We start from the raw sequence: 23627 nt of genomic DNA on the forward strand, positions 1-23627 counted from the left end.
TCGCGCCATCCATGCCAAAAGGCGTCGCCGCTTTATTGCAGTGGGATGTAGCCGGCGGCCCGGATGATGCCCGCGCCTTCCGCACTCAGGATGTAGTCGATGAAGGCCCGCGCCAGAGGCTTGGGATCACCCTTGGTGTTCATATAGAGCTGCCGCACCGCCGGATAGGTGCCGTCAATGGCCGTTGCCTGGGATGGCAGGACCCCGTCCACGGCCAGGGGTTTCACGCTGTCGTCGATGTGGCCGATACTCATGTAGCCGATGGCGTAAATGTCTCGGGAGACGGCCACCTTCATTGCACCGTTGGATTGAATGATGTTGGCACTGCCCACGACGGTTTCCTTGTTCAACAATTTCTTCCAGAACACCTCGTGGGTACCGCTGGCCTCTTCCCGGCCGTACACATGGATGGCGGCATCGGGTCCGCCCACGGCCTGCCAGTGGGTGATGCGGCCGGCAAAGATGTCCCGGACCTGCTGAACGCTCAAACCGGCCACGGGGTTGTCCGAATGCACGACGGGCGCCACACCGTCCACGGCGAAGGCGAATGAGCGCAGGCCGAAACGGGCCACCTCCTCCGCGGACAAGGCGCGCCCTGTATTGCCGATATCCACCAGCCCCTCACCGGCCTTTTGGACACCGATACCGGTGCCGCCGCCGGTAACCGTGATGCGGATCTTGGGGTTGGCGGTCATGATGCGTTTGGCCGCCTCGTTCATCACTGGAATATGGGCCGTTCCGCCGGCGATATCCAAAGTGCCCTGGAGGTCGGCAAAGGATTTCAAACTGCCGGCCCAGGCCGGAATCGTCAGCAAAATGGCCATCAACAGTGTTACTGTTCCACACCGAATTAATTTCTTTTGCATGCTGTCCTCTCCATTTTTGAATTCTGCGGCAATGAATGCCATTGTGCTGCCATCTACCTTGTCTTGCATCGATCAGGTGATGCCCTTTTCATATTGTCAGACCACCGCCGGCAGCACGCGCTCAACGGCGCGGCCGATGCGGGCAATGATGTTGGTGACCTGCGTGGCGGGGGTGGGGTTGGCCGCTTGTCCGGCCATCCGGTTGATCCGGGCGGCGGCTTCGGCGGCGGCGGCAATGGGCATGCCCTGGTGCGCCAAGGCGGCGGCGATGCCGGTGACCGTGTCGCCGGTGCCGCCGATGGGCTCCAGGTTGGGCACGTCGGGCGCGTCGATGGTGACGCGAATGCCGGTCGCGTCGGCCACGTAATCCCGGCGCCCTTTGACCAGCAGATGGCGCGCCGCGTTTTGATGGCGGTAGGCCATGGCGATCATCTCCGGGGCCCGATCCGCCATGTGCAGTATAAAGCCGCGGGTGTAGAAGGGGTGGGGCGCCTGCTCGTCGGCCAGAAAGGAGAGTTCGCCGATGTCCGGGGTGAACAGGTCGTAAGCCTCGGCCTGGCCGCTCATTTTGGCCACATACATGAAACCGGCGTCGGCGATGAGGATGGGCCGTGTGGCCATCTCCTCTACGGCGAAAAGTACGCGATTGTGCCAATCCACATCGGGCTGGAGGTAGTGGAACACCAACACTTCGTGGTCGGTGCCGGCGATGTGATCGCTCAGGTGGGCATAGAGCCGACGACTGCCGTCGCCGCGGCCGATGTCACCGACCAGGTAAGCGATGGGCGGCGGCTGGCCCAGTACGCGGCCTGCGGCAATGGCCGCCGCCAGCAGGGCCGGGGTGCCCCGATTGACCGCAAAGCGACGCCCCTGGACAACGATGGTGTCGCCGTCCAGGTCGGCCGGCCCCACCAGCACCGGCACGCTGTCGTCGGGGACGGTGCCTATGATGGCGAGCATTGGCGCACCAACTCCTCGTAGGCCAACTGCAGGGCGTACCCGCAAAGGGTGTGGCCCAGCGCCCGCGGGCTGGGCGCCTCCTCCAGGGTCTTGCCCACCAGCATGGCGGCCAGGTAAGGCACATCCGGGCAACCGCCGCCGGAAATATTGACGATGGTGCGGGTCGCCTTGGCGATGCAGATTTTCATGTTGGCGGCCCGGATCATCAGCCAATCGCCATAATCGGTGGTTTGAAACAGGTCCACCGGCTGCAGCAACGGCCCGGTGACCGGCACTGTTTCCAACGGGGTGAAGCCGGATGCTTCCAACAAGCGGCTGATGTTGAGCCGCTCGATCAAGGGAAAGGCGATCACCAGATCGCAGCCGCGCTGGATCTCGGGCGGCGGCCCCATGACCTGTACGGGCCAACCGGCCGCTTTGAGCAGGTTTTCGGCCTGGATCACCTCGCTGGTGTTTTCGAACACCAGAAACCCGCGGTCCATCCGCGCAGCAGTCTCCGGACCGGTGGCCGACGGTGCGAAAACTTTTTTCAGGCGGGCCAGGAGGGTCATGATCACCCCTTGACAATGGTCAGGCGATAGCCGCCGTCGTCGGGCCGCACATCCTTGACGCTGCACCCCTGGCTTTCGGCCGCCCGGGTGACATTCTCCCGGGAGGTATCGGTATCCACCAGCACGATGATCTCTTTGTCCGCACCTGATTTGATCTCGTCAAGGGTCATCAACACCGGTTGGGGACAGGACAAACCCCTTGCATCCACAGTGGTCGCCATATGCCGTTCTCCTTATCGCGCCGTTTTGCGCATGGTGAAGCCGATGAACAGACAAACCGCCAGACCGACGAAGACGGCGGCGATGCCGTTGGGCCCAACGCCGGCCGGTGAGCTGGCCAAGCCGAAGTTGTGTGCGAAGGCCGCGCCGACAATCATCCCGAACACAAAGACCGCCGCGTCGCCATCTCCCTCACCGGCCATGAAAAGTTGCCGCCCCGGGCAGCCGCCGGCCAGGGCGAAGGCCAAGCCGGCCAACAGCATGCCCATGAAGTTCCAGAGATGCATGGTGTGGGCCACCGGCTGTCCGACAAATCCCGGTTTGAACTGGCCCAACAGCAGGTTGGCCAGAAAGGCGAACAGTACCAGGGCCAGAAAGCCGCTTGCCAGATGGGTCTGGCGGAAAAGAAGCAAGTCGCGGATCGCCCCCATGGTGCAAAACCGGCTGCGCTGGGCCAACAGGCCGATCACCAGGCCGGCCACCAGGGAAACCACCAGCGGCGCATGCATGCTGCCCGGCCCTTTGAGGCTGTAAAAGAGCACGCCGCTTTGCGGTTCGCCGGCCACCTTGGGATAGATCAGCATCAACACCAGGAACCCGGCCATGACCAGCGGCATGAGCCAACCCACGGAGGTGTAGGTGGCCTGGGCCCGTCCCAGGTTGTAGCCCTTTTTGAGAAAGAGCGCGCCGATCCAGATGCCGGCGACCAGGCCGGCCAATCCCAGAATGGCATTGCCGTCACCGCCCGCCAAACGCAGTACCGCACGCCACGGGCATCCGAGAAAAACCAGGGCGCCGATCATGGCGAACACCCCCAGAATGAAGCGTACGATGGGCGCCGAACCGGCCCGGGGGCGGAACTCGCTGAACAGGTAGGCGGCCGCCAGGGCGCCGAGCACGAAGCCGATGATCTCCGGGCGCATGTACTGCACCACCGCGGCCCGGTGCAGCCCCAAGGCGCCGGAGATGTCGCGCTCGAAACAGGCGACGCAGATCCCCATGTTGGCCGGGTTGCCCCAATACTGCAAAAGGGCCGCCAGCACACCGATAAAGGCGCCCACACTGATGATTCCCCAACGACCGGCAAAAAACCGCTTGACAGCATCCATGGTCCCGTTGCCCCCCTTTTGAAGTCTGTGTTCGATCCGCGATCACGCGACGCAAACTTCATACAACAGGCCGATTGGCCGGTCCAATCGGAAATATCGATTTTAAAGATGCTAAGGATTCCTTTTGTCTATGCATTACGCACACACCTTTGTTTGTCTCTCCATCTCCGCCGACCCACCTCATTCCTATTGACATCCACCCCAAAGCGAATAAAGTATTGGCACAATTCAACCTGAAGGCCATCGGTTTCTTTTCAAAAACGCCTCTCTCCCCCTAAGAGAAGGAAGGATTGTGAAAATGAAACAGTCTCATGGCATGAAAAAGGCAGTGGCCGGCATAATGACCTTCGTATTCGGGTTCTTGTGCCTTTTCGTGGCGCCGGCGCAGGCCGCCATGATGGGAACGGGCGACCTGTTACGGCTCCCGGGTTCCGACACGGCCCCTTCGGCCGAAATCCTGAATGACACCCGCCAAGCGCTGGCGCACCAACTCCAGGAGTGGGGCGTTTCCCCGCAGGAGGCCCGGGCAAGGGTCGCCGCCATGACTGACAGCGAAGTGATTCGACTGGCCGAGGCCATCGAGCAAATGCCGGCCGGTGCCGGTGTGCTTGAATTCCTGGCGGTATTGGCGTTGCTGGGCTTCATCACCTTGGTGATCACCGATATCGTCGGCGTCACCGATGTCTTCACCTTCATCAAAAAAATGTAGCCCAGCCGTGGCCGGCGACGTCCGTTGCGATTGCAAACGGGCGTCGCTACTGCTGCTGGTTCTCTTCTTCCTGGCGGGATGTGCCACCCCAAACGGACAATGGTCCTCCCTGTCTACCGACGTCAAGCCGGTACGGGTTCATCTGACCGAGGTGCCGTTCCATAGCCAGGCGGCGTTGCAATGCGGGCCGGCGGCGCTGGCCATGACGCTGCAATGGAGCGGCGTCGACGTCGGCCCGGACACCTTGAAAGAACAGGTCTTTACACCGGGCCGCCGGGGCAGCCTGCAATCCGAACTGATCAGCGCCGCCCGCCGCTACGGCCGCCTGGCCTACCCCGTTGCCGGTCTTGGGTGTTTGTTGGAAGCCGTCCACGACGGTCAACCGGTGGTGGTGCTGCAAAACCTGGGGTTGTCCTGGCTGGCGCGCTGGCATTATGCGGTGGTGGTGGGTTACGATCTGGAGGCAGGCCAGGTGGTGCTACACACGGGCGACAAGGCCCACCGCCCGGTGCGGCTGGCCACTTTTGAAAGGACCTGGCGGCGGGCGGACCACTGGGGGTTGTTGGTCCTGCGCCCCGCCGAGATACCGGCCTGCGCCGATGAAACCGCTTATCTGCAAGCGGCGCTGGGACTGCAACAGGCCGATCGTCCGGCAGCCGCCCGCGTCGCCTTTGAAACCGCCGTCGGCCATTGGCCCGGCAGCGCGACCGCCCGCTTGGCTCTGGGCAATGCCCTGTATGCCGAAGGCCGGCCCGCAGCGGCCATAGCGGCCTTTGAAGCGGCCGCCCGGATGGCACCGGACCACGCCGGGGCATTCAACAACCTGGCCCATGTCCTGGCCGAGCAGGGCCGCCTGGCCGAAGCCGAGGCCGCCGCCCGCCGGGCGGTCGCCCTGGGCGGCCCCCATGCGGCCACCTACCGCCGAACCCTTGATGAGATTCTTGAGCGAACAGGACCGGCAGCGCAATAACAAATACAGCGCGCTCTAAACGGTCACCCCGCCATCGACCACCAGCACCTGACCGGTCATGAAGGCGGATGCATCCGACACCAGGAAAAGCGCGACGCCGGCCACATCCATGGGATCGCCGATACGCCGCAGGGGAGTGGCTTTCAGCCGTTGCTCGCGGTATTCGGGATTGTCCCACAGCGCCTTGGCGAAATCGGTTTTGATCAGCCCCGGCGCGATGGCATTGACCCGGATGTTGTGGGGACCATACTCCGCGGCCAGGTTGCGCACCAAGGCGATCTCGCCCGCCTTGCTGATACCGTAGGCGCCAAGAGCCTCCGACGCGCGCAAACCGGCGATGGAAGACACCACCACGATGTTACCGGCGCGCCTTTGCAACATACCGGGCAGCACCATGTGGCAAAGCCAGTGGGTCGACTTGAGGTTGCTGTCGATGATCTTGGCGAATGCCTCATCCGGGATGGTGGCCGACGGCCCGTGGTGCACATTGACCGCCGCATTGCACACCAGGATGTCCACCTGCCCGTAATGGGCGCTGGTTCTGTCCACCAGGGCCTGGAGCTGATCCTTGTGGGAGATGTTGCAGGGCACCGGCAAAGCACTGCCCGCCCCTTCTCCGACCTTGGCATTGATCTGCCCGGCCGCCGCCTCGCATGCATCGGCCTTGCGGCTGGAGACCACCACCCCGGCACCGTGCAACGCGAACAGCTCGGCAATGGCTCGCCCGATGCCGCGTGTCGCACCGGTGACGATGGCCGTTTTTCCGCTCAAATCGAACATGGCCGCTCCCTTCATCCGCTCCGGGGTGGAACTCGGGACGGTTATTCGGATGGTTTGTTCTTCTTGGCTTTTTTGGGACGGGAGTTGCCGGTGCTGCTGCGCCAGATCTTGCCCCGCTTGGTACGACGATCACCTTTGCCCATTGGTCTTACCTCCTTGTAAATTGAATTCACAGGTCCGAAATCATGCCGCTTACATATCACGGGCCAACCGGCGTGCCAAGCGCGCATTGCGCACCTTGACAGCCGATCCGATTTTGCATAGGAAAAGAAGTCAATTTGAGGACATTCGCTTTTCGGTCCCATTATCGGGCGAACAGGGAAACCGGTGTGAATCCGGTGCGGACCCGCCGCTGTAACCCCGCCCTTTGCGCGTTGTCGCCGCAGAGGGAACCTTTGCGACCATGGGCGCCACTGCTGCAACCGATTGCAGCGGGAAGGCCGTCGCCAAGGCGGGGAAGCCAGAAGACCTGCCGCAAAAGCGTGTGACTTGGTGGCGATGGTAAAGCCCCGAGCTGATGCAGTGTATCGGCTTGGGGCTTTTTTTATGCGGTTATCTGCAAAAGCCAAAAAAGAAGGAGAACGCATATGACATCCCTCTCCCTGCCCGCCATTCTGGCGGCCATCCAACCCCTGGATCGCACTTGGATCGAAAAAGCCCGCCAACGCACGGCCCAACTGGTGATGCCGCCCAGGGCCCTGGGCCGGTTGCACGACATCGCCGAACAGTGCTGCGCCATCCAGCAAACCTTGTCCCCGTCATTGGAACACAAGGCGGTGGTGGTGATGGCCGGCGATCACGGCATTGCCGCCGAAGGGGTCAGCGCCTTTCCCCAGGAGGTCACCGGCGCCATGGTGCGCACTTTCCTGGCCGGCGGAGCCGGCATCAATGCCATCGCCCGCCATGCGGGGGCCCGGGTGCAGGTGGTGGACATGGGCATGGCGGCCACCCTTGACCCGCAAACCACGCCCGGCGGCGATCAGCTCAAGATCAGCAAGATCGCACCGGGCACCGCCTCCTTCGCCCGCGGCCCGGCCATGGCGCGTACCCAGGCCGAAGCGGCCATCATGGCCGGCTTCGCCCATGCCACTGACCTGTTCGACGCCGGTGTGCAGATGTTGGGGACCGGCGACATGGGCATCGCCAACACCACCCCCTCGGCGGCCATCGGGGCCGTTTTGACCGGTTGTACGGTGGACCAAATGACAGGCCGCGGCACGGGCGTGGACGATGCCGGATTGGCACGCAAGATAGCGGTCATCACCGACGGCATCGCCCTCAACCGGCCCGATCCGACCGATGGCCTGGATGTGCTGGCCAAGGTGGGCGGTTTCGAAATCGGCGGCATCGCCGGATTGGTGCTGGCCGGCGCCTACCACCGGCGAGCGGTGGTCATCGACGGGTTCATCTCCACCGCCGGGGCGCTGATCGCCCACGCCCTCTGTCCCACGGTGGCGGACTATCTGTTCGCCGGCCACCAATCGGAAGAACCGGGCCATGCCCTGATGCTCCACCACTTGGGCCTGGCGCCCCTGCTTTCCCTGGGCATGCGCCTGGGCGAAGGCACCGGCGGCGCCATGGCCATGACCATCATGGAGGGCGCCGTGCGGGTCTTCAAGGAGGTGATGACCTTCGACCAGGCCGGGGTGACCGCCGGCTGAACAAGCCGCCTATGGCTGCTCGCCGATGCGTTCCAGAAAGGCATCCCGTTCGGCCTTGGTCCACTGGCTGCAAAAAGCCGGCTTGCCCGTCATGACGCGCTTCATACACAAGGAGCAGGTGGGCTCGCAGACCACGATGGGATCGTTGCTTTCCCCCAAAGCCTTGCGTGGCCAGAGCGGATCGGCCAGCAGCACCCGGGCCAGCCCGATCAGATCGGCGCTGCCCCGCTCGATGATCTCGGCGGCCGTGGCCGGTGTCTGAATGCGTCCGGCGGTGATGACAGGCACTTGGGGCAACTGCGCCTTGACCTGATCGGCGAAGTGCACCATGTACCCCTCCCTTTTTTCGGCCGAATTGTATTCCGGCAGCGCAAAGGCATCGTAGGTGCCGGCCATGACCGACAAGTAGGCGATGCACCGCTCGACCAGCGCCACGGCATAGGGGGTGGTCTCATCCAGGTGCAGCCCATCCTGTTGCCACTCATCGGCCAGAAAGCGGTAGCCCACCGGAAAGGCATCGCCCACGGCGGACCGCACGGCATCCACCACGCGCAGGGGAAACCGCATGCGGTTTTCCGGGGAACCGCCATAGTCATCGGTACGCTGGTTGGTGCGCGGCGAGAGAAACTGCACCAGCAGGTAACCGGTGCCCCCATGGATCTCCACGCCGTCGAACCCGGCGGCTTGAATGCGCCGGGCGGCGGCGGCGAAGGCATCCACCATGGCGTCGATCTCGGCCACGCGCATGGCCTTCGGGGTCACCTTGCCGGTGGGATGGGCGGAGGGCGCGATGCGCTCCGGCCCGAAGGCATAGCGGCCGGCATGGTTGATCTGGGCGAAGGCCAGGGCCCCCTCGCCTTTGATGGTGGCGGCCAGCTTGGCCAAGCCCGCCACAAAGCGGTCGTCGTCCGCCCGCAAGGTGAAGGGCGAACCCAGCCCCGATGGATCCACCACCACATTTTCCACCACGATCATGGCGGCCCCGGAGGCGGCCATGCGGCGGTAGTGATCGATCAGCAGATCGCTGATGGTGCCGTCCGGTTGCGCATAGCCCAGAAACAGGGGCGCCATGGTCAAACGGTTCTTCAGGGTCAGCGAACCGATTTTAAAAGATTGTGCGAGGGTTTCGGCGGGGGTCATCACATACCTCCTTAAAGCTTCTGGTGAAAGTGCATCCTAATTACCCACCCGGGCGGCCAAGACCATTTTTAGCTGTGGAAATTTTACCCGCTCCGGAGATTAAGAAAGCGCCAAGCAAAGCCGCGCAAACGGTGCGGCCGCCTGTTCGGATTATAATTTGTTTACGTTTCGGCATGTTGCAAATGCTCAGGCCGACCGCGCCAAATCTTGGCACACGGCTTGCTCAGTATCAATGGCAACGGAACAAACTCTTAACGGAATGTAACACGAAAGTGAAAGGAGAAAAACATGAGATCCAATCGCATTAAAAAGACCTTGTTGATCAGCACGGTGTTGTTGCTCGCGGGCGCTTCCTTGGTCTTTGCCCGGGGAGGTTCCTGGGGGGATCGCGGCGGCCACATGATGGGACCCGGCTATGGCATGGGACCCGGTGCCGAGTATGGCTATCGGGGCCAGGGGTACCCTGCGAACTTGACCGATGCGCAACGCGCCGCCGTGGACGCGGCCCGGGAAAAGTTCTTCAATGAAACCGAAACACTGAGAGGCGAGCTGCGCCAGAAGCATCTGGCCCTGCAGGCCGAGCTGGCCAAGACCGATCCCGACCCGGCGGTGGCCACCCAGCTGCAGCGGGAGATTTCTCAGCTGCAATCCACCTTCGATGAGCAACGCATCCGCCATCGCCTGGAAATGCGCCAACTCCTGCCCGATGAAATGGGTCCCCGCGGATATGGCCGCGGCTTCCACCGAGGCGGTGGCTATGGCGGCGGTTACGGTTACTGCTGGCGGTAACAACAACCCATCCAACAATACCGCACGACGGCCGGAGGCGGCATAAGCGCCGCTTCCGGCAATTTTTTTCGCTGAACCGACAATTTCCAACCACACTCAAGATTGGAGGCATTATGAAACGCATGACCACTACTTGGATCGGCATCGGCATAACGGCTGCCCTTGTTGCGGCCGGTTTATGGTTTTTATATGGCTGGGGAACGGGCTACGGTTATGGCGGCGGCAGCCGGCTGATGCCCCATGGCATGATGCCGGGGGGCGGCATGGGACTTGTCATGATCCTATTCTGGGTTATTGTACTGATTGCGCTTGCGTCCATCGTTTCCGGACTGTTGGCCGATCGCGGAAACCCGCGGGATGACCCGCCGGATGCGCTGGAGCTGCTCAAACGCCGATACGCCCGCGGTGAAATCGACAAGGAGACGTATGCATCCATGCGACGCGACCTGAACATGTAGTCCCCGGGCGGTCCATTGCCGAGAAAGGAGTATCTTGCCCATGGCCGACCGCACCGTATCCCTGCCGATCACCGGCATGACCTGCGCCAACTGCGCGGCCAATATCGAGCGCGGCCTGTCCAAGCTCGAAGGCGTGCGCCAAACCAATGTCAACTTCGCCAGCGAGCGAGCGGAGGTGGCCTACGACCCCGCGCAGGTGAAAGTGCCGGAGCTGGTGGCACGAATCCGCAAAAGCGGTTACGATGTACCCACCGCCCGCCTGGAGCTGCCCATCACCGGCATGACCTGCGCCAATTGCGCGTCCAATGTGGAACGCACCTTGAACAAGAAGGTGGCGGGGGTGGTGGCGGCCGATGTCAATTTCGGCAGCGAACGGGCCCAGGTCACCTACCTGCCCGACCTGATCACCGTGGAGCAGATGGTGGCGGCCATTGAAAAGGCCGGTTACGGCGCCATCGCCCCGGATGCGGCCGATGAGGACGGCACGGACGCCGAAGCGGCGGCGCGGCAGGCTGAAATCGCCGATCAAACCCGCAAGTTCATCGTGGGCGTGATCTTCGCCGCGCCCCTGTTCGTTTTGAGCATGTCCCGCGACTTCGCCCTCCTGGGCCCCTGGAGCCATGCGGCCTGGGTCAACTGGCTCTTCTGGGCCCTGGCCACGCCGGTGCAGTTCTACACCGGCTGGGACTATTACGTGGGCGGCTTCAAAAGCTTGCGCAACGGCAGCGCCAACATGGATGTCCTGGTGGCCCTGGGGTCCTCGGTGGCCTATTTTTATTCCCTGGCCCTGCTGCTGGTGCCGGGCATCGGCGATCACGTTTACTTCGAAACCGCCGCAGTGATCATCACCCTGATCAAACTGGGCAAGCTGCTGGAAGCACGCACCAAGGGCAAGACCGGCCAGGCCATCCGCAAGTTGATCGGCCTGCAACCCAAAACCGCCGTCGTGATCGAGGATGGCGAAGAGCGGGAACTGCCTTTGGCCCAACTGGGGAAAGGGGTGGTGGTGATCGTGCGGCCCGGCGAACGCATGCCGGTGGACGGCGAGGTGCTGGAAGGCACCTCGGCGGTGGACGAATCCATGCTCACGGGCGAGCCCCTGCCGGTGGACAAAGGGCCCGGCGACACAGTGGCCGCGGGCACCATCAACGGCCAGGGACGGCTCAAATTCCGCGCCACGCGCGTGGGCCGGGAAACCGCCCTGGCCCAGATCATCCGCCTGGTGCAGGAAGCCCAGGGCAGCAAGGCCCCCATTCAGGCCCTGGCCGACCGGGTGGCGGCGATTTTCGTGCCGGCGGTGATGGGCATCGCCCTGGCGGCCTTCGCCATTTGGTGGACGGCCACCGGCGATTTCGTCCCTTCCATGATCCGCCTGGTGGCCGTGCTGGTGATCGCCTGTCCCTGCGCCCTGGGACTGGCCACGCCGACGGCCATCATGGCCGGCACGGGCAAGGGCGCGGAAAAGGGCATCCTCTTCAAGAAGGCTGAAGGACTGGAGCGCAGCACCCACCTGGATGCGGTGGTGCTGGACAAGACCGGCACCATCACCGAAGGAAAACCGGCCGTGGTGGCGGTGCATGCGCTCAACGACACACTGGCCTCGGCGCAGGAGGCGCTTTTTTGGGCCGCCGCCGCCGAGCGGGGTTCCGAACATCCCCTGGGCAAGGCCATCGTCCGCGCGGCCCGGGAAAAGGACCTCCATCCGCCGGAGCCGGAGGATTTCCAGGCCGAAGGCGGCGCCGGTGTGTCAGCGGTTGTAAATGGCCGGCGGGTCCGGGTGGGCAAGCCGGGCTGGTTCGACGAAGCCACGGCCCAAGGCCTGCAAGCCGCATCGCAACAGGTGCAACGCATGCAGTCCGAAGGGCACACGGTGATGGTGTTGGCTTTGGACGATAAAGCAGCGGGCCTGATCGCCGTGGCCGACACCCTCAAACCCGACTCCCGTGAGGCCATCGATGCCCTGCACCGCATGGGGCTGAAGGTGGTGATGCTCACCGGCGACAACCAGCAGACCGCCCGTGCCATGGCCGACCAGGTGGGCATCGACGAAGTGTTCGCCGAGGTGCGCCCCGAGGAGAAGGCGGCCAAGGTCCAGGAGCTCCGCGACCAGGGCCTGCGGGTGGCCATGGTGGGCGACGGTATCAACGATGCCCCGGCCCTGGCGCAAGCCGATCTGGGCATGGCCATCGGCACCGGCACCGACGTGGCCATCGAAACCGCCGATGTGATCCTCTCCAGCGGCCGCCTGACCGGCATTCCGCGAGCCATCGCCGTGGGCCGCCGGACCATGGCCACGGTGCGCCAGAATCTTTTCCTGGCCTTCATCTACAACGTGACGCTGATCCCCGTAGCGGCCGGCGTGCTGGCACTGGTGGCCGGCATGCCCCAAATGCTGCGCGAACTGCACCCCATCCTGGCCGCTTTGGCCATGGCGTTGAGCAGTATCTCGGTGGTGTCCAACAGTCTGCGTTTGTATAAGGCGAAGATAGATTAAGAGATCGGGTTTGTTGAGTTTATCGGCGATCCAAATCGTCGTTCGCGTACTCAGCCCCGAAGGGGCGGTTCTCGTACGCGTACTCGAAAAGGTGCAAAATGTTCGACCATGAAAGACTTGACGTATACCGTGTCAGCATGACTTTTGTTGCCCGGGCATATCGTTTGTGCAAAAGGCTCAAGGGTATTGATCGCCATGCCAGGGATCAACTATTGCGTTCCTCTCAATGCTGGGAAAGATGTCTCGGCACCGATGCAGGTTCGTGAGAGTAGCGATTACGAGTACGCGTACGAGAACGAGTACGAGAACGAATAATTCGGAAGAACGTCGCCAATCAATAGCTGGAGGCGACGTAAAAAAGCGGCGCGCTTCAGCTTGGTGTTGGGTGATCCAAAATCGTCGTACGCGTACTCAGCCCCGAAGGGGCGGTTCTCGTACGCGTACTCGAAAAGATGCAAAATGTTCGACCATGAAAGACTTGATGTATACCGTGTCAGCATGACTTTTGTTGCCTGGGCATATCGTTTGTGCAAAAGGCTCAAGGGTTTTGATCGCCATGCCCGGGATCAACTATTGCGTTCCTCTCAATCGATTCCACTGAATATCGCTGAGGGCAATGGAAAGCCCCCTTCAGCGGATCGTAATCGGTTTTTCCGAATTGCTCTTGGCTCTGCACTCGAATGTGCTGCCACAATAGATGTTTTGATTGCATGCGAAGCAATTGATTCAAAAACCGGTAATGATGGTAAACGTCTTCTTGTTCGTATCGTTTCGATGCTGGTAAAGATGTCATCGGTGCCGATGCAGGTTCGCGAGAGTAGCGAGTACGCGTACGCGTACGAGTACGAGAACGAGTACGATAACGATAACGAGAACGAATAATGTGGAAGGACGTCGCCAACCAACAGCCCCGAGGCGACGTAAAAAACGGCGCGCTTCAGGTTGGTGTTGGGCGATCCAAAATCGTCGTTCGCGTACTCAGCCCCGAAGGGGCGGTTCTCGTACGCGTACTCGAAAAGGCGCAAAATGTTCGACCATGAAGGGTTTTTTGGGTTGGGGGTGTGATGATTCAGACGCATACCATCGGCATTGTGGGGACCGGTCAGGTGGGGATGGCGGCGGGGTACGCCGTTTTCTTGCTGGGTTTGGCCAACGAGATCATCCTGATCGACAAAAACCGGCAGCGGGCCGAAGGCGAGGCCATGGACCTGATGCACGGGCAGGCCTTTGCCGGGCGGGTGACGGTGCGGGCCGGTGATTATGGCGATCTGGCGGCCGCCCAGGTGGTGATCGTCACGGCCGGTGTGGCCCAGCAGCCGGGGGAGTCGCGGCTGGACCTGCTCAACCGCAATGCGGCGGTGTTCCGGGAAATCGTCGGTCAACTGGACCGCCACTGCCCCAAGGCGGTACTGATCATCGCCAGCAATCCGGTGGATGTGCTGACCTACGTAACCCAGGCTCTTTCCAACCGTTCAGCCAAGCTGGTGATCGGCACCGGCACCATGCTGGACACGGCGCGGTTCCGCGCTTTGCTGGGGCAGCACTACGATGTGGATCCCCGCTCGGTGCACGCTTATATTTTTGGGGAACACGGCGACTCGGAGGTGCCTGTCTGGAGCTCGGCCACCATCGGCGGCGTTCCCCTGGTGGACCACACCATCGCCGGCAAGCCCTTTGACCGGGAGGCCATGGCGCGGCTTTTCGGGAATGTACGCGATGCGGCCCAGGAAATCATCAGCCGCAAGGGATACACCAACACCGCCATCGGCACCGCCATAGCCCGTCTGGTGCGGGCGGTGCTGGAGGATCAGCGGTCGGTGCTGCCGGTGAGTCGACGGCTGGACGGACAGTACGGGATTGACGATGTGTGCTTGAGCATTCCCACCATCGTGGGCCGCCATGGCGCGGCGGATACGTTGCTGCCCAAGCTCGATGATGTGGAATCGGCCGGTCTGCGCCGCTCGGCAAAGATTCTGCGGGAGCGCCTGGACGGCATCTCATTGTGACGGGGCACCCACGCCGGGCGATGCACCGTCGGTCTGCCGCGGGCCCCGTGGATCAACAACCGGCCGAAGGTGGTCGGGCCATTTGCGCAACACCTCCCCCACGCCGTGGGCGGCCAGCTCATCGGCGTTCAGCCAACGCAGCCCCATGCGAATTTGTTTCCTGGCCTGAAAGAGATCCTCCAGGACCGTTTGCTGCGTGGCGTCGTAAATCTCGCGCCACAGCAAGCGTCCCGTGGCGGCTTCGACGGCATACAGGGCGAAGGCCACCGAGGCGCCGCCATCCGGCCGCTCCGCCACGACGCCCCGTTCACGATAGCGCCACACGATGCCGATGATCACCACCTCGGCCTCCACCAGGCGGCCGAGCCGCCGCGCCAGGTCGATGGGCGTGTCCCGGCCCTGGTCCAGCGCCATTTGCATTTCCGCCGCTTGCACCTGCGCGCGGCCGACGACCCAGGGGGTGAATCGGCTGCGCAGCTTTTCGTTCACCAGGCGGGTCAGGGTGATGCCGGCATGGGGCAGAATGGTGGGATCGTCCTTGCAGATTTCTCCGATGGGGCAGCTCAGGGTCAAGTCCATGCTTTCGTCCATGTGGGGCTTGTGCCGCCCCACCAGGAAGGAAGCCACGGCCACCCGTTGAAAAACCATCGGCTCCGGCTGGGCCGCGGTGCCGCCATCCTCGGCCGCGGCCGGAAGGCATGTCATTGCAACGGCCACAACACCGATCATCAAGGGAATGATGACAACTCTGAAAATCATGGACCACCTCTTGTCTTTCTAAACGGCCGATCCCGCCGCCCCACCCGGCATTGCCGATGTGGGACGCCCGTCGCGGGACGCCTGTGGTTGACGGATCATAGGCCTTGTCCGCCTCGCCTTAAGGCAACAATAGTCATGGTCGGTCGAAAGTCCCGTCACCGAGCGTCCCTTGCCGCCGCTGCCACTCATAGAGCGCCACGGCGGCGGAGGTGGCGGCGTTGAGGGACTCCACGACCGGGCTTAGGGGAATCCGCACCGCCTTCGAGCGCCAGACAGCGGGCAGCCCTTGTCCTTCCAGGCCGGCCAGCAGGCCGAAGGCCGGCGGGAAAGCGGCAGCGGCGATATCCGTTCCTTCCGCGGAGAGGGCCACCAACGGCAGATCGGGCGGCAAATCGGCCAGGAACGGTCCCTGACGCAGCGGGAGCCGCAGGGCAGCCCCGGCCGAGGCGCGCAGGGCTTTGGGATGAAAGGGATGGGCGCTTTCGCCTAGCAGGATGACTTGGCGCACACCAAAGGCGGCGGCCGAGCGGATGACGGCGCCGATGTTCTCCGGGTCCTGAAAGGGCACCAGCAGGCTGCACCCCAGTGGAAAGCCTTCCGCCGGGGACCAGGGCGTGATGGCCGGCGCTTCCAGGCACAGCAAGGGCGCACGGGTGCCGAAGATATCCAGGGTTTGGTACAGGGGTTCGGCCAGTTGCAACCACTCCATATGGGACGGTGCACCTTCCGGCGGCGGATCCTGGGTGTCGCGGGTGATCCACGCCCGGCACCGTTGGGGCAGCGCCGCCATGGCCTCGTGAACGGGTCGGGCGCCGGCCACCAAGACCATGGCCCCCTTTTTGATGCCCCGCCCGGTGAGCATCTTTTTCAAGGCCTTGAACCGGCTGTTTTGATCGCTGGTCAAGGCCGTCACCCGATGCCGCCCTGCGGCCTGCGCTGCCACGGCATGGCGCGGCGCGTCCAGACGCTCGAAAACCACCAGGCGCCGTTCGTTAGAGGTTCCGCCGATCCGGTAGGCCGTATCGGCCACCAGGGCGAAACGGCCGTCGAAACGTTGCTGCGCCACTGCGATTTCAGGATCGCAGCCCGGCCCTTTCATCAAAATCACCCGCCCGCCCTGCGCCAGGCAGCCCTGCACCCGCGCCAGGGTATCGGCGATCACCTCCACGGCCCGGGTGATCACCCCGGCCACGGGCTGTTCAAAGGCAGGGGTGATATTGCGGTCCACCACCGTGGTTGCATCGAGGCCCAACTGCGCCACCGCCTCCAGCAAAAAGGCGGCCCGTTTGGCCCGCCCCTCGGCCAACACCATTTGCACTTGCGGGTGCATGATCTTCAACGGGATCCCCGGCATGCCGGGACCACTTCCCAGATCCATCAAGGGGGACGGCAGGTCTGTCATACGGCCCGGCAGCACGGAATCCACATAGAGTTTGAGCACCATTTGGTTGAAGTTGTGAATGCGGGTGAGATTCAACGCGGTGTTGTGATGGCGCAGCAAGCCGTGATAGAGCCAGAACTGTTCGATCTGGCGTTCGGTCAGGATCAGACCGCAATCCTGAAACAACGCCGCCAGCGCCGCCGGGCCGGGTTGATCCTCGCGCGGTCGTTGCGCCGTGCGTCGGGTGTGCTCGGTTTTCTTGCGGGAGGACGATGCCCCATGACCTTTTTTCATCCGCGATGGCCCGTTTTTTATGAGGATAATCACCTGCTGGTGCTTTATAAACCAGCGGGTTTGATAATGCAACGCGGGCCGGCGCACAAACCCAACCTGGTGGATCTGGCCAAGGCCTGGCTCAAACAGCGCTATGCCAAACCCGGGCGGGTCTTCGTGGGCATGGTGCACCGGCTGGACGGGCCGGTGGCGGGGGTGTTGGTGTTGGCCCGCACCTCCAAGGCGGCGGGACGACTGAGCGCCCAGTTTCGCGACGGCACCATCGAAAAAACCTATCTGGCCGTGGTGCAAGGCCGACCACCGGCCACCGCCGACCGCCTGGTACACCACTTGGTGCGCCAGGGTCGCTACAGCCGCCCGGCCCAGGCCGGTAACGCCGGCGCCCAAGCCGCCGCCCTCCACTACCGCCTGTTGGAACGCCAACCCCAGCGCAGCCTGCTGTCCGTCACCCTCGAAACCGGCCGCCGCCACCAGATCCGCTGCCAGTTGGCGGCCTTGGGATGCCCCATCTGGGGCGACAAGGCCTACGGCGCCGATCAACACCTGCCCCACGGCAGCATCGCCCTGCTCTCCCACCGCCTGGCCTTCGATCACCCCACCCGCCCAGCCCACTTGCAGTTCGAATGTCCACCGCCCGAAGGTTGGCCGTGGTCCCCGACGACGGACCCGGCGGCGCCGCTTTGGTCCATCGAGGGTTTCTATGCGCAACAATTGTCTTTGCCGCGGGTGGCGGAAACACAATGGATATCCAAGGGCGGGAACCAATGAATGCCGGTGAAACCGCGCTGCCAATCGCGAGGCAGTGCGCCGTCATGTCAGGGGAAAAAGTGAATGGGGTTATCTACAGGTCGGCTTCCGGTAACGGCAGCAGCACCGCAAAGGTACTGCCTTTATCGGGAATGCTTTCCACCGTGATGCGACCGCCCAGGGCATCCACAAGGCCCTTGACGATGGGCAAGCCCAGACCGGTGCCGGTGATGTAGCGCGTCTTTTCGGTCTTGACGCGGTAAAAGCGCTCGAAAATCTTGCCCAGGTGACGCGCTTCGATGCCGAAACCTTCGTCCCGCACGGCGATTTGCACTTGGGTGTCGACCCTTTGAACCGTGACCTCGATGGTGGTGCCGGCCGGCGAATAGTTGACGGCATTGGTGATCAGATTGCCGAAGATGCTCTCCAAGGCCAATGGATCGGCCTGGATGGCGGGCAGTAGGGACGATGCGCGGCGCAAGGCGATGGTCTGCTGCTTGGCGGCCGCCTTGGTATTGAGAAAGACGATGATGTTTTCCAGCAGCTCTTCCACTTGCACCGCCGTCGGCGTGCGGCACACCACGCCCGATTCGATGCGCGACAAATCCAGCAAATCGCCGATGAGGGCGATCAACCCCTGGGTCTTCTCCTTGGCCCGCGACAACAGATGCGCATCCGAGGGGGACAACTGCCCCACCAGATCACTGAGCAACATGGCCAACTGCTCGTGGATGGTGGACAGCGGTGAACGCAGTTCGTGGGACACCTTGGCGACAAACTCGCCGCGCAACCGGTCCAGCACCTTCATGGCCGTGATATCCACCAAGGTCACCACGGCCCCCAGGCATTGGCCCTGCTCCCCCACCACGGGACGGCCGCGGGCCAGCAAAAAGGTCTCGCCACCCGTGCACAGCTCGTAAGCAGTGCCCTCTTCGCCGTCCGTGGCGCAACCGCCGGACAGCGCCGCGATGCGGCTGCGCAAACCGTCGTCCCGGACATAGCGCGCCAGTTCCCGGCCGGGGGGCGTGTCCGCCGGTAGCTCCATGAAGCTGGCAAAGGTGGGGTTGAACAGAACAACGCCCCCCTGGTTGTCGGTAACCAGCACACCGATGGGCAGGGTGTCGAGGATGGCCCGCAACCGGCTCTGCTCCAGGGAGAGGTCGGCCAGGGTGCGCAGCTTTTCCTGCTGCAGATGCCGCGCCTCGGCTTCCAGGGCCATCTTCTCCCGCGCCCGGTTGATGGCCAGGCGCAGCTGGGCGGGGTCGAAGGGCTTGGGCAGCAGGTCGTAGGCGCCGCTGCGCATGGCTTCGGCGGCCGTTTGAACGGTGCTGAACCCGGTGATGATGATCACCACGATGTGGGGATAGCGCTCGCGAATGCGATGCAGAATCGCCATGCCGTGCATGTCGGGCAACTGCAGATCGAGCAGGACGATGGCCACGGGTTCACGGTCCAACACCGCCAGGGCCGCCTGGCCGTCGGCGGCCGTGCGGACGCAATAGCCCATGGGATCGAGCACCCGCCGCAAGCTCTCCCGGATGCGCGGCTCGTCATCCACCACCAGGACACACACCCGCTCAGGATCCTTGGCCATCCAGCGCTCCTTCATCGCCACCGCGCATTGCCCGCACAAAGGCCTCCCACTCCATGGGCAGCATCTGCTTCTTTTTGGTGTTGCACGATTTGCAGGAAGGCACCACATTGCCCTTGGTGCTCTTGCCGCCCCGGGCGATGGGCACCACATGATCCATGGTCAAGGCCTTGGCCGGCGTGGCGCTGCCGCACCAGTGGCAAACCCCTTTGGCGCACTGCCGTTTCCACCACTGGGAGGTGCGCAACTCCCGCGCCTTGCGCTTCTCGGCCGCAAGGTCCGTTGCCTCCAAATCATAGGCAAAAGGCGCGAAAGAGCGATTTTTGGCCATATTCCCCGTCCATTTCATCAACATGCCCAGCAAGCCCCGGAGTGTAACCGAATAGCCAAAAAAATCAAGGAGAACTAATTCATCGTGCCGGATAACCGACGCCGCAACCCCATTTCCGCCAACCAATGGTCCACGGCTTCCGCCAGCATTTGGTAATAGGCCTCCGAGCCGCCGAGGCCGGTGCGGCCGAAAAAGTAGTTGATCTCCAGCATCAGGGGCGCCACGCGGCCGGCGGCCAGGTTGTGTTCGGCAAAAATGAGATCGCAACCGGCCAACTGCAAGCCGGTGCGCCGGCAAAAATCCCGCACCACGGCAACACCGGCGGCTTGCAAGTGGGGATCGGCGGCGCCATCGATACGGGCGCCTTGGGCCAGGCTGGTGCCGAAGCGGTCCGGCTGGGGCTGGATGCGCCAATAGGCGACCAACCGGTGGCCGATGACGGTCACGCGGAGGCACCGTTGCCGGTGTGGCAGATAGGGTTGCAGGAGAAACCCCCGCTGACCGGTGCCTTCGCAGGCGCGCAGGTGCGCAAGCACCTTTGCCAATCCTTGCTGATCGTCGATTTTGAACACCGTTCGCCCTTCGCCGCCCCAATCCAACTTGATCACCGCCGGCAAAGGGATCGCATCCCCGTCTTGCCGGAACGCCGCAACGCTGCCGTAGAGACGGGTGGGGGGATGGGGGATACCCAATTGGCGAAACAGCGCGATCTGACCGCGTTTGCCGGGATGGTCGAAGCGCACGTCGAGGTTCGGAAACAGGTGGGGGCCGTTTTCACGGGCCAAACGATAAAGCTCCGGGCCGCACCCCTGGGGCAGAATCACGGCCGCGGCCCGGCGGATGGCCGCCGCATCGGCGGCATCGGGCAGGCGGCCGGCACACAAGCGGTTTTCATCGGCAGTGATGATGGGATGGAAGGAGAGGATCATGGGCCTTGCATCGACCCTTCGCTCAGTAGCCGAAACGGGCCATGGCCTTACTGTCCCGCGACCAGTTTTTCTGTACCCGCACGAACAGTTTCAAAAAGACCCGGCAACCCAACATGCGCTCGATTTCGCGGCGGGCGGCCTCGCCGATCTGTTTGAGCTTGGCGCCGCCCTTGCCGATGACGATCCCCTTTTGGGAGTTGCGCTCCACATGGATGGTGGCATGGATCTTGACCAGGCGCCCGCCCTTCTCCTCCTTGAAAGCGTCGATGGTCACGGCCACGGCGTAGGGCACCTCCTCGCCGGTCAGGCGGAACACCTTTTCACGAATCATCTCGCCGGCAATGAACCGCTCGGGCAGATCCGTGAGGCTACCGGGCGGAAAGAGGGGCGGCCCTTGGGGCAACACCTGGATCATGGCGTCGACGAGACCATCCAGCTGGGTCCCCTTAACCGCCGATACGGGCACCACGGCGGTAAAATTGTGCGCCCGGGACCAACGCTCGATCAATGCCAGCAACTGTGGTTTGTGAATCAGGTCGATCTTGTTCAACGCCAACACCGCCGGCGTCGCGCGGGCCGCCAGTTTTTCGATGAGATAGTTTTCCGCATCACTATCGGGCGCGGCCGCATCCATCATCACCAACACCAAATCGGCATCCGCCAGGGTGGACAAGGCCACATCCACAATGCGCACATTGAGGGGTTTGCCGGCCCGATGCACGCCGGGGGTATCCAGAAAAATCAGTTGGGCCCCGGGTCGATCCATCACTCCCAGGATGCGGTTGCGGGTGGTCTGGGGCTTCTTGCTGGTAATGGAGATCTTCTGGCCCAGCAGGCGGTTGAGCAAGGTGGATTTGCCCGCATTGGGGGCGCCCACGATGGCCACCAGGCCGGATTTGAAATCGCGATGGGGTTCCAGGACATTGTCAGGTGTCATCGGTATGCGCGAGTATCCCTTCCAGCCGCTGCCAGAGGGCCTCCTTGCCCAGTCTTGATTTGGCCGAAAAGAGGATCAGGGCCTCCTCCGCCATATCGAGGGCCTGGGCGGCGGCCCGGCGCTGCTTGATCAATTCGGTCTTGGACAGTTTGTCCGCCTTGGTCAGCACCGGCACCACCGCCACCCGGTGTTGGCGCAGCCAGTCGATCAGATTCAGCTCTTCCACCTCCGGCCGGCGCCGCGCATCCACCAACACCACGGCCCCCTTGAGGCTGGTGCGCCGGGCGACATAGGTCTCCACCATGGGCCCCCACTGCTTGCGCACCGCCGCCGGCACCTTGGCATAGCCGTATCCGGGCAGGTCCACCAACATGAGATCGCCGTTGATCAGGAAAAAATTGATCAGCTGGGTACGGCCGGGCGTGGAAGAGGTCTTGACCAGCCGTTTGCGCCGTACCAGGGTGTTGATCAAGGACGATTTGCCCACGTTGGAACGACCGGCAAAGGCGATCTCCGGATGGTCGGGGGGCGGATAGTGCGCCGGTTGGACGGCGCTGGTGATGAATTCGGCCGATTTGATGATCATGCCTGCTGCTTACCAAATCGGGCGGACGATTGAAACCGATTTTGTGCGATGGTAAGCTTGAACAAACACACCGCATACGGGAAAGGACGATCGCAAAAAATGCTGCAAGCTATATTGCTGGACCTGGACAACACCCTGGTGCTGTTCGACGAAACAGGCTTCTATCTGCGCTACATGGAACGCATCACGCCCTGTTTTGCCGACCTGATGCCCGCGGAAGCGTTTCGCGACCGGTTGTTGCGAGGCATCCGCGGCCTGGCGCGCAACGACGGCTCGCGACCCAACAGCGACCACTTCATGGAACGCTTCTGCGAAGGGCTGGACGGCGCCCGCGAAGCAGTCTGGGAGCGGTTCATGACTTTCTATGCCAGCGAGTACGACCGCATACCGGTGACAGTGAAGCGGCCCGCCGGCCTGGCGGAGCTGCTCGACCGGCTGGAAGGGTGGGGCCTGCGCCTGGTGGTGGCCACCAACCCGCTGTTTCCCGAGCTGGCCCAGACCAAGCGCCTGGCATGGGCCGACCTGGCGCCGGAACGGTTCGAGCTGCTCACCCACCTGGAAAACATGTCCTATGTCAAACCACGGGCCGATTACTACCGGCAAATTTGCAAGAAACTGGACCTGACGCCGGAACAGTGCCTGATGGTGGGCAACGATGCGGTCAACGACATGGTGGCCGGCACCGTCGGCATGACCACCTACTTGACCACCGAGGCGGGGGTCATCGATTACGGCGCCGTCACCGAGGGGCGCCGGGTCAGCCGCGGCACCAGCCACCCGGCCGACTTCAGCGGGCCTTTGTCAGGCGTGGCGGAAGTGGTGGCCCGGTTGCGCGGGTAATTCCGCCCGGCCTATGCGACCCGCTTACCCGGATCAAGCAGCGGCCCGGCGGCATCCCAAACCGTGATGCCGATCAGCGGCCGGGCACGATGATGCGGGATTCATCCTTTTTTTGTTGGGATTGCTCCTGGCGCATCTGCTGCAATTGGGCCACCATTTCGTTGAGCGCCTTTTGCATGGCGCCGGGAAATTCCGTGAAGGCGTCGGCCAGGGTGGTGGCCTGCAAGCGTGCCTGCAGCGGCAAGGGGCCTTCCGGCGTCATGAGCTGGGAGCTGGCCAGGAAGATGGGCGTGCGACTGCTGTCATCGCTGCCGTCGGGCAGAACAGGCACCAGGCGGCGAATGGAGGCGACCTTCAGGTCGGTGATGGCTTCTTCGCGGTACAGATGTTTCTGATCCACGGTGAAATCGATTTCCCGGGGGTCTTTGAATTGTGACATGGCTTTACTCCAAGAGGGTTGTCGCTCGGTGAGCGGTTATGGCGGTTGGGGTTTGCCCTTCGGCGGACCGTCAGGGCACCC

26 protein-coding genes and 1 riboswitch are annotated in these 23627 nt (G+C 63.1%); of the genes, 10 read left to right on the top strand and 16 right to left on the bottom strand.

The genetic code is table 11. From position 1 onward, the window contains the following. Positions 1-32 precede the first annotated feature (32 nt). The 5 genes from MRX98_RS01605 to yedE form a co-directional block, all read right to left on the bottom strand. Positions 33-866 (bottom strand): phosphate ABC transporter substrate-binding protein, encoded by an 834-nt coding sequence (locus MRX98_RS01605; protein WP_246902433.1) that lies wholly within the window; start codon positions 864-866, stop codon positions 33-35. Between the two features lie 96 nt (positions 867-962). After that, positions 963-1826, bottom strand: a complete 864-nt coding sequence (locus tag MRX98_RS01610) for an NAD(P)H-hydrate dehydratase (RefSeq protein ID WP_246902435.1) — start codon at positions 1824-1826, stop codon at positions 963-965. Continuing rightward, positions 1811-2377 carry a putative Se/S carrier protein gene (locus MRX98_RS01615; RefSeq protein ID WP_343217721.1) on the bottom strand — a complete coding sequence of 189 codons (567 nt, stop codon included), beginning with the start codon at positions 2375-2377 and terminating at the stop codon, positions 1811-1813. Before MRX98_RS01615 ends, MRX98_RS01610 begins: the two co-directional genes overlap by 16 nt. Before the next feature lie 2 nt (positions 2378-2379). Next, complete coding sequence (locus MRX98_RS01620; protein ID WP_246902437.1) at positions 2380-2598, bottom strand: sulfurtransferase TusA family protein; 219 nt, start codon at positions 2596-2598, stop codon at positions 2380-2382. Positions 2599-2610: 12 nt separating this feature from the next. Continuing rightward, a complete protein-coding gene (gene yedE / locus MRX98_RS01625) occupies positions 2611-3705 on the bottom strand; it encodes a YedE family putative selenium transporter (RefSeq protein WP_246902439.1) in 1095 nt (364 codons plus the stop codon). A gap of 298 nt (positions 3706-4003) precedes the next feature. Between yedE and MRX98_RS01630 the strand changes: the two genes are divergently transcribed. Both MRX98_RS01630 and MRX98_RS01635 read left to right on the top strand, forming a co-directional pair. Beyond that, positions 4004-4414: a PA2779 family protein gene (locus MRX98_RS01630; protein WP_246902441.1), complete on the top strand. Its 411-nt coding sequence runs from the start codon at positions 4004-4006 to the stop codon at positions 4412-4414. A gap of 7 nt (positions 4415-4421) precedes the next feature. After that, complete coding sequence (locus tag MRX98_RS01635) at positions 4422-5384, top strand: PA2778 family cysteine peptidase (RefSeq protein WP_246902443.1); 963 nt, start codon at positions 4422-4424, stop codon at positions 5382-5384. 15 nt (positions 5385-5399) lie between these two features. Here MRX98_RS01635 and MRX98_RS01640 read toward each other — a convergent pair whose 3' ends face one another. After that, positions 5400-6164, bottom strand: a complete 765-nt coding sequence (locus MRX98_RS01640) for an SDR family NAD(P)-dependent oxidoreductase (RefSeq protein WP_246902445.1) — start codon at positions 6162-6164, stop codon at positions 5400-5402. Positions 6165-6205: 41 nt separating this feature from the next. Next, positions 6206-6307 (bottom strand): 30S ribosomal protein THX, encoded by a 102-nt coding sequence (locus MRX98_RS01645; RefSeq protein WP_246902447.1) that lies wholly within the window; start codon positions 6305-6307, stop codon positions 6206-6208. Between the two features lie 136 nt (positions 6308-6443). After that, a riboswitch (cobalamin riboswitch) is annotated at positions 6444-6655 on the top strand. A 96-nt stretch (positions 6656-6751) separates the two neighbouring features. Here MRX98_RS01645 and cobT point away from each other — a divergent pair. Next, positions 6752-7825, top strand: coding sequence for a nicotinate-nucleotide--dimethylbenzimidazole phosphoribosyltransferase (gene cobT, locus MRX98_RS01650; protein ID WP_246902449.1), 1074 nt, complete (start codon positions 6752-6754; stop codon positions 7823-7825). 9 nt (positions 7826-7834) lie between these two features. Here cobT and MRX98_RS01655 read toward each other — a convergent pair whose 3' ends face one another. Beyond that, positions 7835-8965, bottom strand: coding sequence for an NADH:flavin oxidoreductase (locus MRX98_RS01655; protein ID WP_246902450.1), 1131 nt, complete (start codon positions 8963-8965; stop codon positions 7835-7837). Between the two features lie 288 nt (positions 8966-9253). Between MRX98_RS01655 and MRX98_RS01660 the strand changes: the two genes are divergently transcribed. From MRX98_RS01660 to MRX98_RS01680, 5 genes are all read left to right on the top strand, one after another. Then, on the top strand, positions 9254-9754 hold the full coding sequence (locus tag MRX98_RS01660) for a Spy/CpxP family protein refolding chaperone (RefSeq protein ID WP_246902451.1): 501 nt from the start codon (positions 9254-9256) through the stop codon (positions 9752-9754). A 113-nt stretch (positions 9755-9867) separates the two neighbouring features. After that, positions 9868-10212 (top strand): SHOCT domain-containing protein, encoded by a 345-nt coding sequence (locus tag MRX98_RS01665; RefSeq protein WP_246902453.1) that lies wholly within the window; start codon positions 9868-9870, stop codon positions 10210-10212. Between the two features lie 40 nt (positions 10213-10252). Then, entirely contained in the window at positions 10253-12706 is a 2454-nt protein-coding gene (locus MRX98_RS01670; protein ID WP_246902455.1) for a heavy metal translocating P-type ATPase, read from the top strand. A gap of 459 nt (positions 12707-13165) precedes the next feature. Beyond that, positions 13166-13588, top strand: a complete 423-nt coding sequence (locus tag MRX98_RS01675; protein WP_246902456.1) for a four helix bundle protein — start codon at positions 13166-13168, stop codon at positions 13586-13588. A gap of 182 nt (positions 13589-13770) precedes the next feature. Further along, positions 13771-14712, top strand: a complete 942-nt coding sequence (locus MRX98_RS01680; protein WP_246902457.1) for an L-lactate dehydrogenase — start codon at positions 13771-13773, stop codon at positions 14710-14712. On the opposite strand, the gene MRX98_RS01685 is transcribed toward MRX98_RS01680, so the two are convergent. After that, positions 14704-15471, bottom strand: a complete 768-nt coding sequence (locus tag MRX98_RS01685; RefSeq protein ID WP_246902458.1) for a hypothetical protein — start codon at positions 15469-15471, stop codon at positions 14704-14706. The genes MRX98_RS01680 and MRX98_RS01685 overlap by 9 nt on opposite strands. A gap of 133 nt (positions 15472-15604) precedes the next feature. Then, a complete protein-coding gene (locus tag MRX98_RS01690) occupies positions 15605-17146 on the bottom strand; it encodes an RsmG family class I SAM-dependent methyltransferase (RefSeq protein WP_246902459.1) in 1542 nt (513 codons plus the stop codon). Between MRX98_RS01690 and MRX98_RS01695 the strand changes: the two genes are divergently transcribed. Beyond that, positions 17132-17914, top strand: a complete 783-nt coding sequence (locus MRX98_RS01695; protein WP_246902460.1) for an RluA family pseudouridine synthase — start codon at positions 17132-17134, stop codon at positions 17912-17914. The genes MRX98_RS01690 and MRX98_RS01695 overlap by 15 nt on opposite strands. Positions 17915-17987: 73 nt before the next feature. Here the strand turns inward: MRX98_RS01695 and MRX98_RS01700 are convergent, their stop codons facing one another. The 5 genes from MRX98_RS01700 to yihA form a co-directional block, all read right to left on the bottom strand. Further along, positions 17988-19487 carry an ATP-binding response regulator gene (locus tag MRX98_RS01700; RefSeq protein ID WP_246902461.1) on the bottom strand — a complete coding sequence of 500 codons (1500 nt, stop codon included), beginning with the start codon at positions 19485-19487 and terminating at the stop codon, positions 17988-17990. Then, positions 19471-19815, bottom strand: coding sequence for an HNH endonuclease (locus tag MRX98_RS01705; protein ID WP_246902462.1), 345 nt, complete (start codon positions 19813-19815; stop codon positions 19471-19473). Before MRX98_RS01705 ends, MRX98_RS01700 begins: the two co-directional genes overlap by 17 nt. Before the next feature lie 74 nt (positions 19816-19889). Continuing rightward, positions 19890-20744 carry an ATP-grasp domain-containing protein gene (locus tag MRX98_RS01710; RefSeq protein ID WP_246902463.1) on the bottom strand — a complete coding sequence of 285 codons (855 nt, stop codon included), beginning with the start codon at positions 20742-20744 and terminating at the stop codon, positions 19890-19892. A gap of 22 nt (positions 20745-20766) precedes the next feature. Continuing rightward, on the bottom strand, positions 20767-21681 hold the full coding sequence (gene era, locus MRX98_RS01715; protein WP_246902464.1) for a GTPase Era: 915 nt from the start codon (positions 21679-21681) through the stop codon (positions 20767-20769). After that, positions 21671-22267 carry a ribosome biogenesis GTP-binding protein YihA/YsxC gene (gene yihA, locus MRX98_RS01720; RefSeq protein ID WP_246902466.1) on the bottom strand — a complete coding sequence of 199 codons (597 nt, stop codon included), beginning with the start codon at positions 22265-22267 and terminating at the stop codon, positions 21671-21673. The genes era and yihA overlap by 11 nt, the downstream gene beginning before the upstream one ends. 99 nt (positions 22268-22366) lie before the next feature. On the opposite strand from yihA, the gene MRX98_RS01725 reads away from it, so the two are divergent. Further along, complete coding sequence (locus MRX98_RS01725) at positions 22367-23107, top strand: HAD family hydrolase (RefSeq protein WP_246902467.1); 741 nt, start codon at positions 22367-22369, stop codon at positions 23105-23107. A 73-nt stretch (positions 23108-23180) separates the two neighbouring features. Here the strand turns inward: MRX98_RS01725 and MRX98_RS01730 are convergent, their stop codons facing one another. Next, positions 23181-23546 (bottom strand): cytoplasmic protein, encoded by a 366-nt coding sequence (locus MRX98_RS01730; protein ID WP_246902468.1) that lies wholly within the window; start codon positions 23544-23546, stop codon positions 23181-23183. Positions 23547-23627 lie beyond the last annotated feature (81 nt).

This window comes from Desulfatitalea alkaliphila (assembly GCF_022968795.1).
GTDB lineage: Bacteria > Desulfobacterota > Desulfobacteria > Desulfobacterales > Desulfosarcinaceae > Desulfatitalea > Desulfatitalea alkaliphila.

Coding starts and splice junctions, on each gene's coding strand:
- MRX98_RS01605 (WP_246902433.1), bottom strand. CDS start 866: ATGCAAAAGAAATTAATTCGGTGTGGAACAGTAACACTGTTGATGGCC.
- MRX98_RS01610 (WP_246902435.1), bottom strand. CDS start 1,826: ATGCTCGCCATCATAGGCACCGTCCCCGACGACAGCGTGCCGGTGCTG.
- MRX98_RS01615 (WP_343217721.1), bottom strand. CDS start 2,377: ATGACCCTCCTGGCCCGCCTGAAAAAAGTTTTCGCACCGTCGGCCACC.
- MRX98_RS01620 (WP_246902437.1), bottom strand. CDS start 2,598: ATGGCGACCACTGTGGATGCAAGGGGTTTGTCCTGTCCCCAACCGGTG.
- yedE (WP_246902439.1), bottom strand. CDS start 3,705: ATGGATGCTGTCAAGCGGTTTTTTGCCGGTCGTTGGGGAATCATCAGT.
- MRX98_RS01630 (WP_246902441.1), top strand. CDS start 4,004: ATGAAACAGTCTCATGGCATGAAAAAGGCAGTGGCCGGCATAATGACC.
- MRX98_RS01640 (WP_246902445.1), bottom strand. CDS start 6,164: ATGTTCGATTTGAGCGGAAAAACGGCCATCGTCACCGGTGCGACACGC.
- MRX98_RS01645 (WP_246902447.1), bottom strand. CDS start 6,307: ATGGGCAAAGGTGATCGTCGTACCAAGCGGGGCAAGATCTGGCGCAGC.
- cobT (WP_246902449.1), top strand. CDS start 6,752: ATGACATCCCTCTCCCTGCCCGCCATTCTGGCGGCCATCCAACCCCTG.
- MRX98_RS01655 (WP_246902450.1), bottom strand. CDS start 8,965: ATGACCCCCGCCGAAACCCTCGCACAATCTTTTAAAATCGGTTCGCTG.
- MRX98_RS01660 (WP_246902451.1), top strand. CDS start 9,254: ATGAGATCCAATCGCATTAAAAAGACCTTGTTGATCAGCACGGTGTTG.
- MRX98_RS01665 (WP_246902453.1), top strand. CDS start 9,868: ATGAAACGCATGACCACTACTTGGATCGGCATCGGCATAACGGCTGCC.
- MRX98_RS01670 (WP_246902455.1), top strand. CDS start 10,253: ATGGCCGACCGCACCGTATCCCTGCCGATCACCGGCATGACCTGCGCC.
- MRX98_RS01675 (WP_246902456.1), top strand. CDS start 13,166: ATGTTCGACCATGAAAGACTTGATGTATACCGTGTCAGCATGACTTTT.
- MRX98_RS01680 (WP_246902457.1), top strand. CDS start 13,771: ATGATTCAGACGCATACCATCGGCATTGTGGGGACCGGTCAGGTGGGG.
- MRX98_RS01685 (WP_246902458.1), bottom strand. CDS start 15,471: ATGATTTTCAGAGTTGTCATCATTCCCTTGATGATCGGTGTTGTGGCC.
- MRX98_RS01695 (WP_246902460.1), top strand. CDS start 17,132: ATGACCTTTTTTCATCCGCGATGGCCCGTTTTTTATGAGGATAATCAC.
- MRX98_RS01690 (WP_246902459.1), bottom strand. CDS start 17,146: ATGAAAAAAGGTCATGGGGCATCGTCCTCCCGCAAGAAAACCGAGCAC.
- MRX98_RS01700 (WP_246902461.1), bottom strand. CDS start 19,487: ATGGCCAAGGATCCTGAGCGGGTGTGTGTCCTGGTGGTGGATGACGAG.
- MRX98_RS01705 (WP_246902462.1), bottom strand. CDS start 19,815: ATGGCCAAAAATCGCTCTTTCGCGCCTTTTGCCTATGATTTGGAGGCA.
- MRX98_RS01710 (WP_246902463.1), bottom strand. CDS start 20,744: ATGATCCTCTCCTTCCATCCCATCATCACTGCCGATGAAAACCGCTTG.
- era (WP_246902464.1), bottom strand. CDS start 21,681: ATGACACCTGACAATGTCCTGGAACCCCATCGCGATTTCAAATCCGGC.
- yihA (WP_246902466.1), bottom strand. CDS start 22,267: ATGATCATCAAATCGGCCGAATTCATCACCAGCGCCGTCCAACCGGCG.
- MRX98_RS01725 (WP_246902467.1), top strand. CDS start 22,367: ATGCTGCAAGCTATATTGCTGGACCTGGACAACACCCTGGTGCTGTTC.
- MRX98_RS01730 (WP_246902468.1), bottom strand. CDS start 23,546: ATGTCACAATTCAAAGACCCCCGGGAAATCGATTTCACCGTGGATCAG.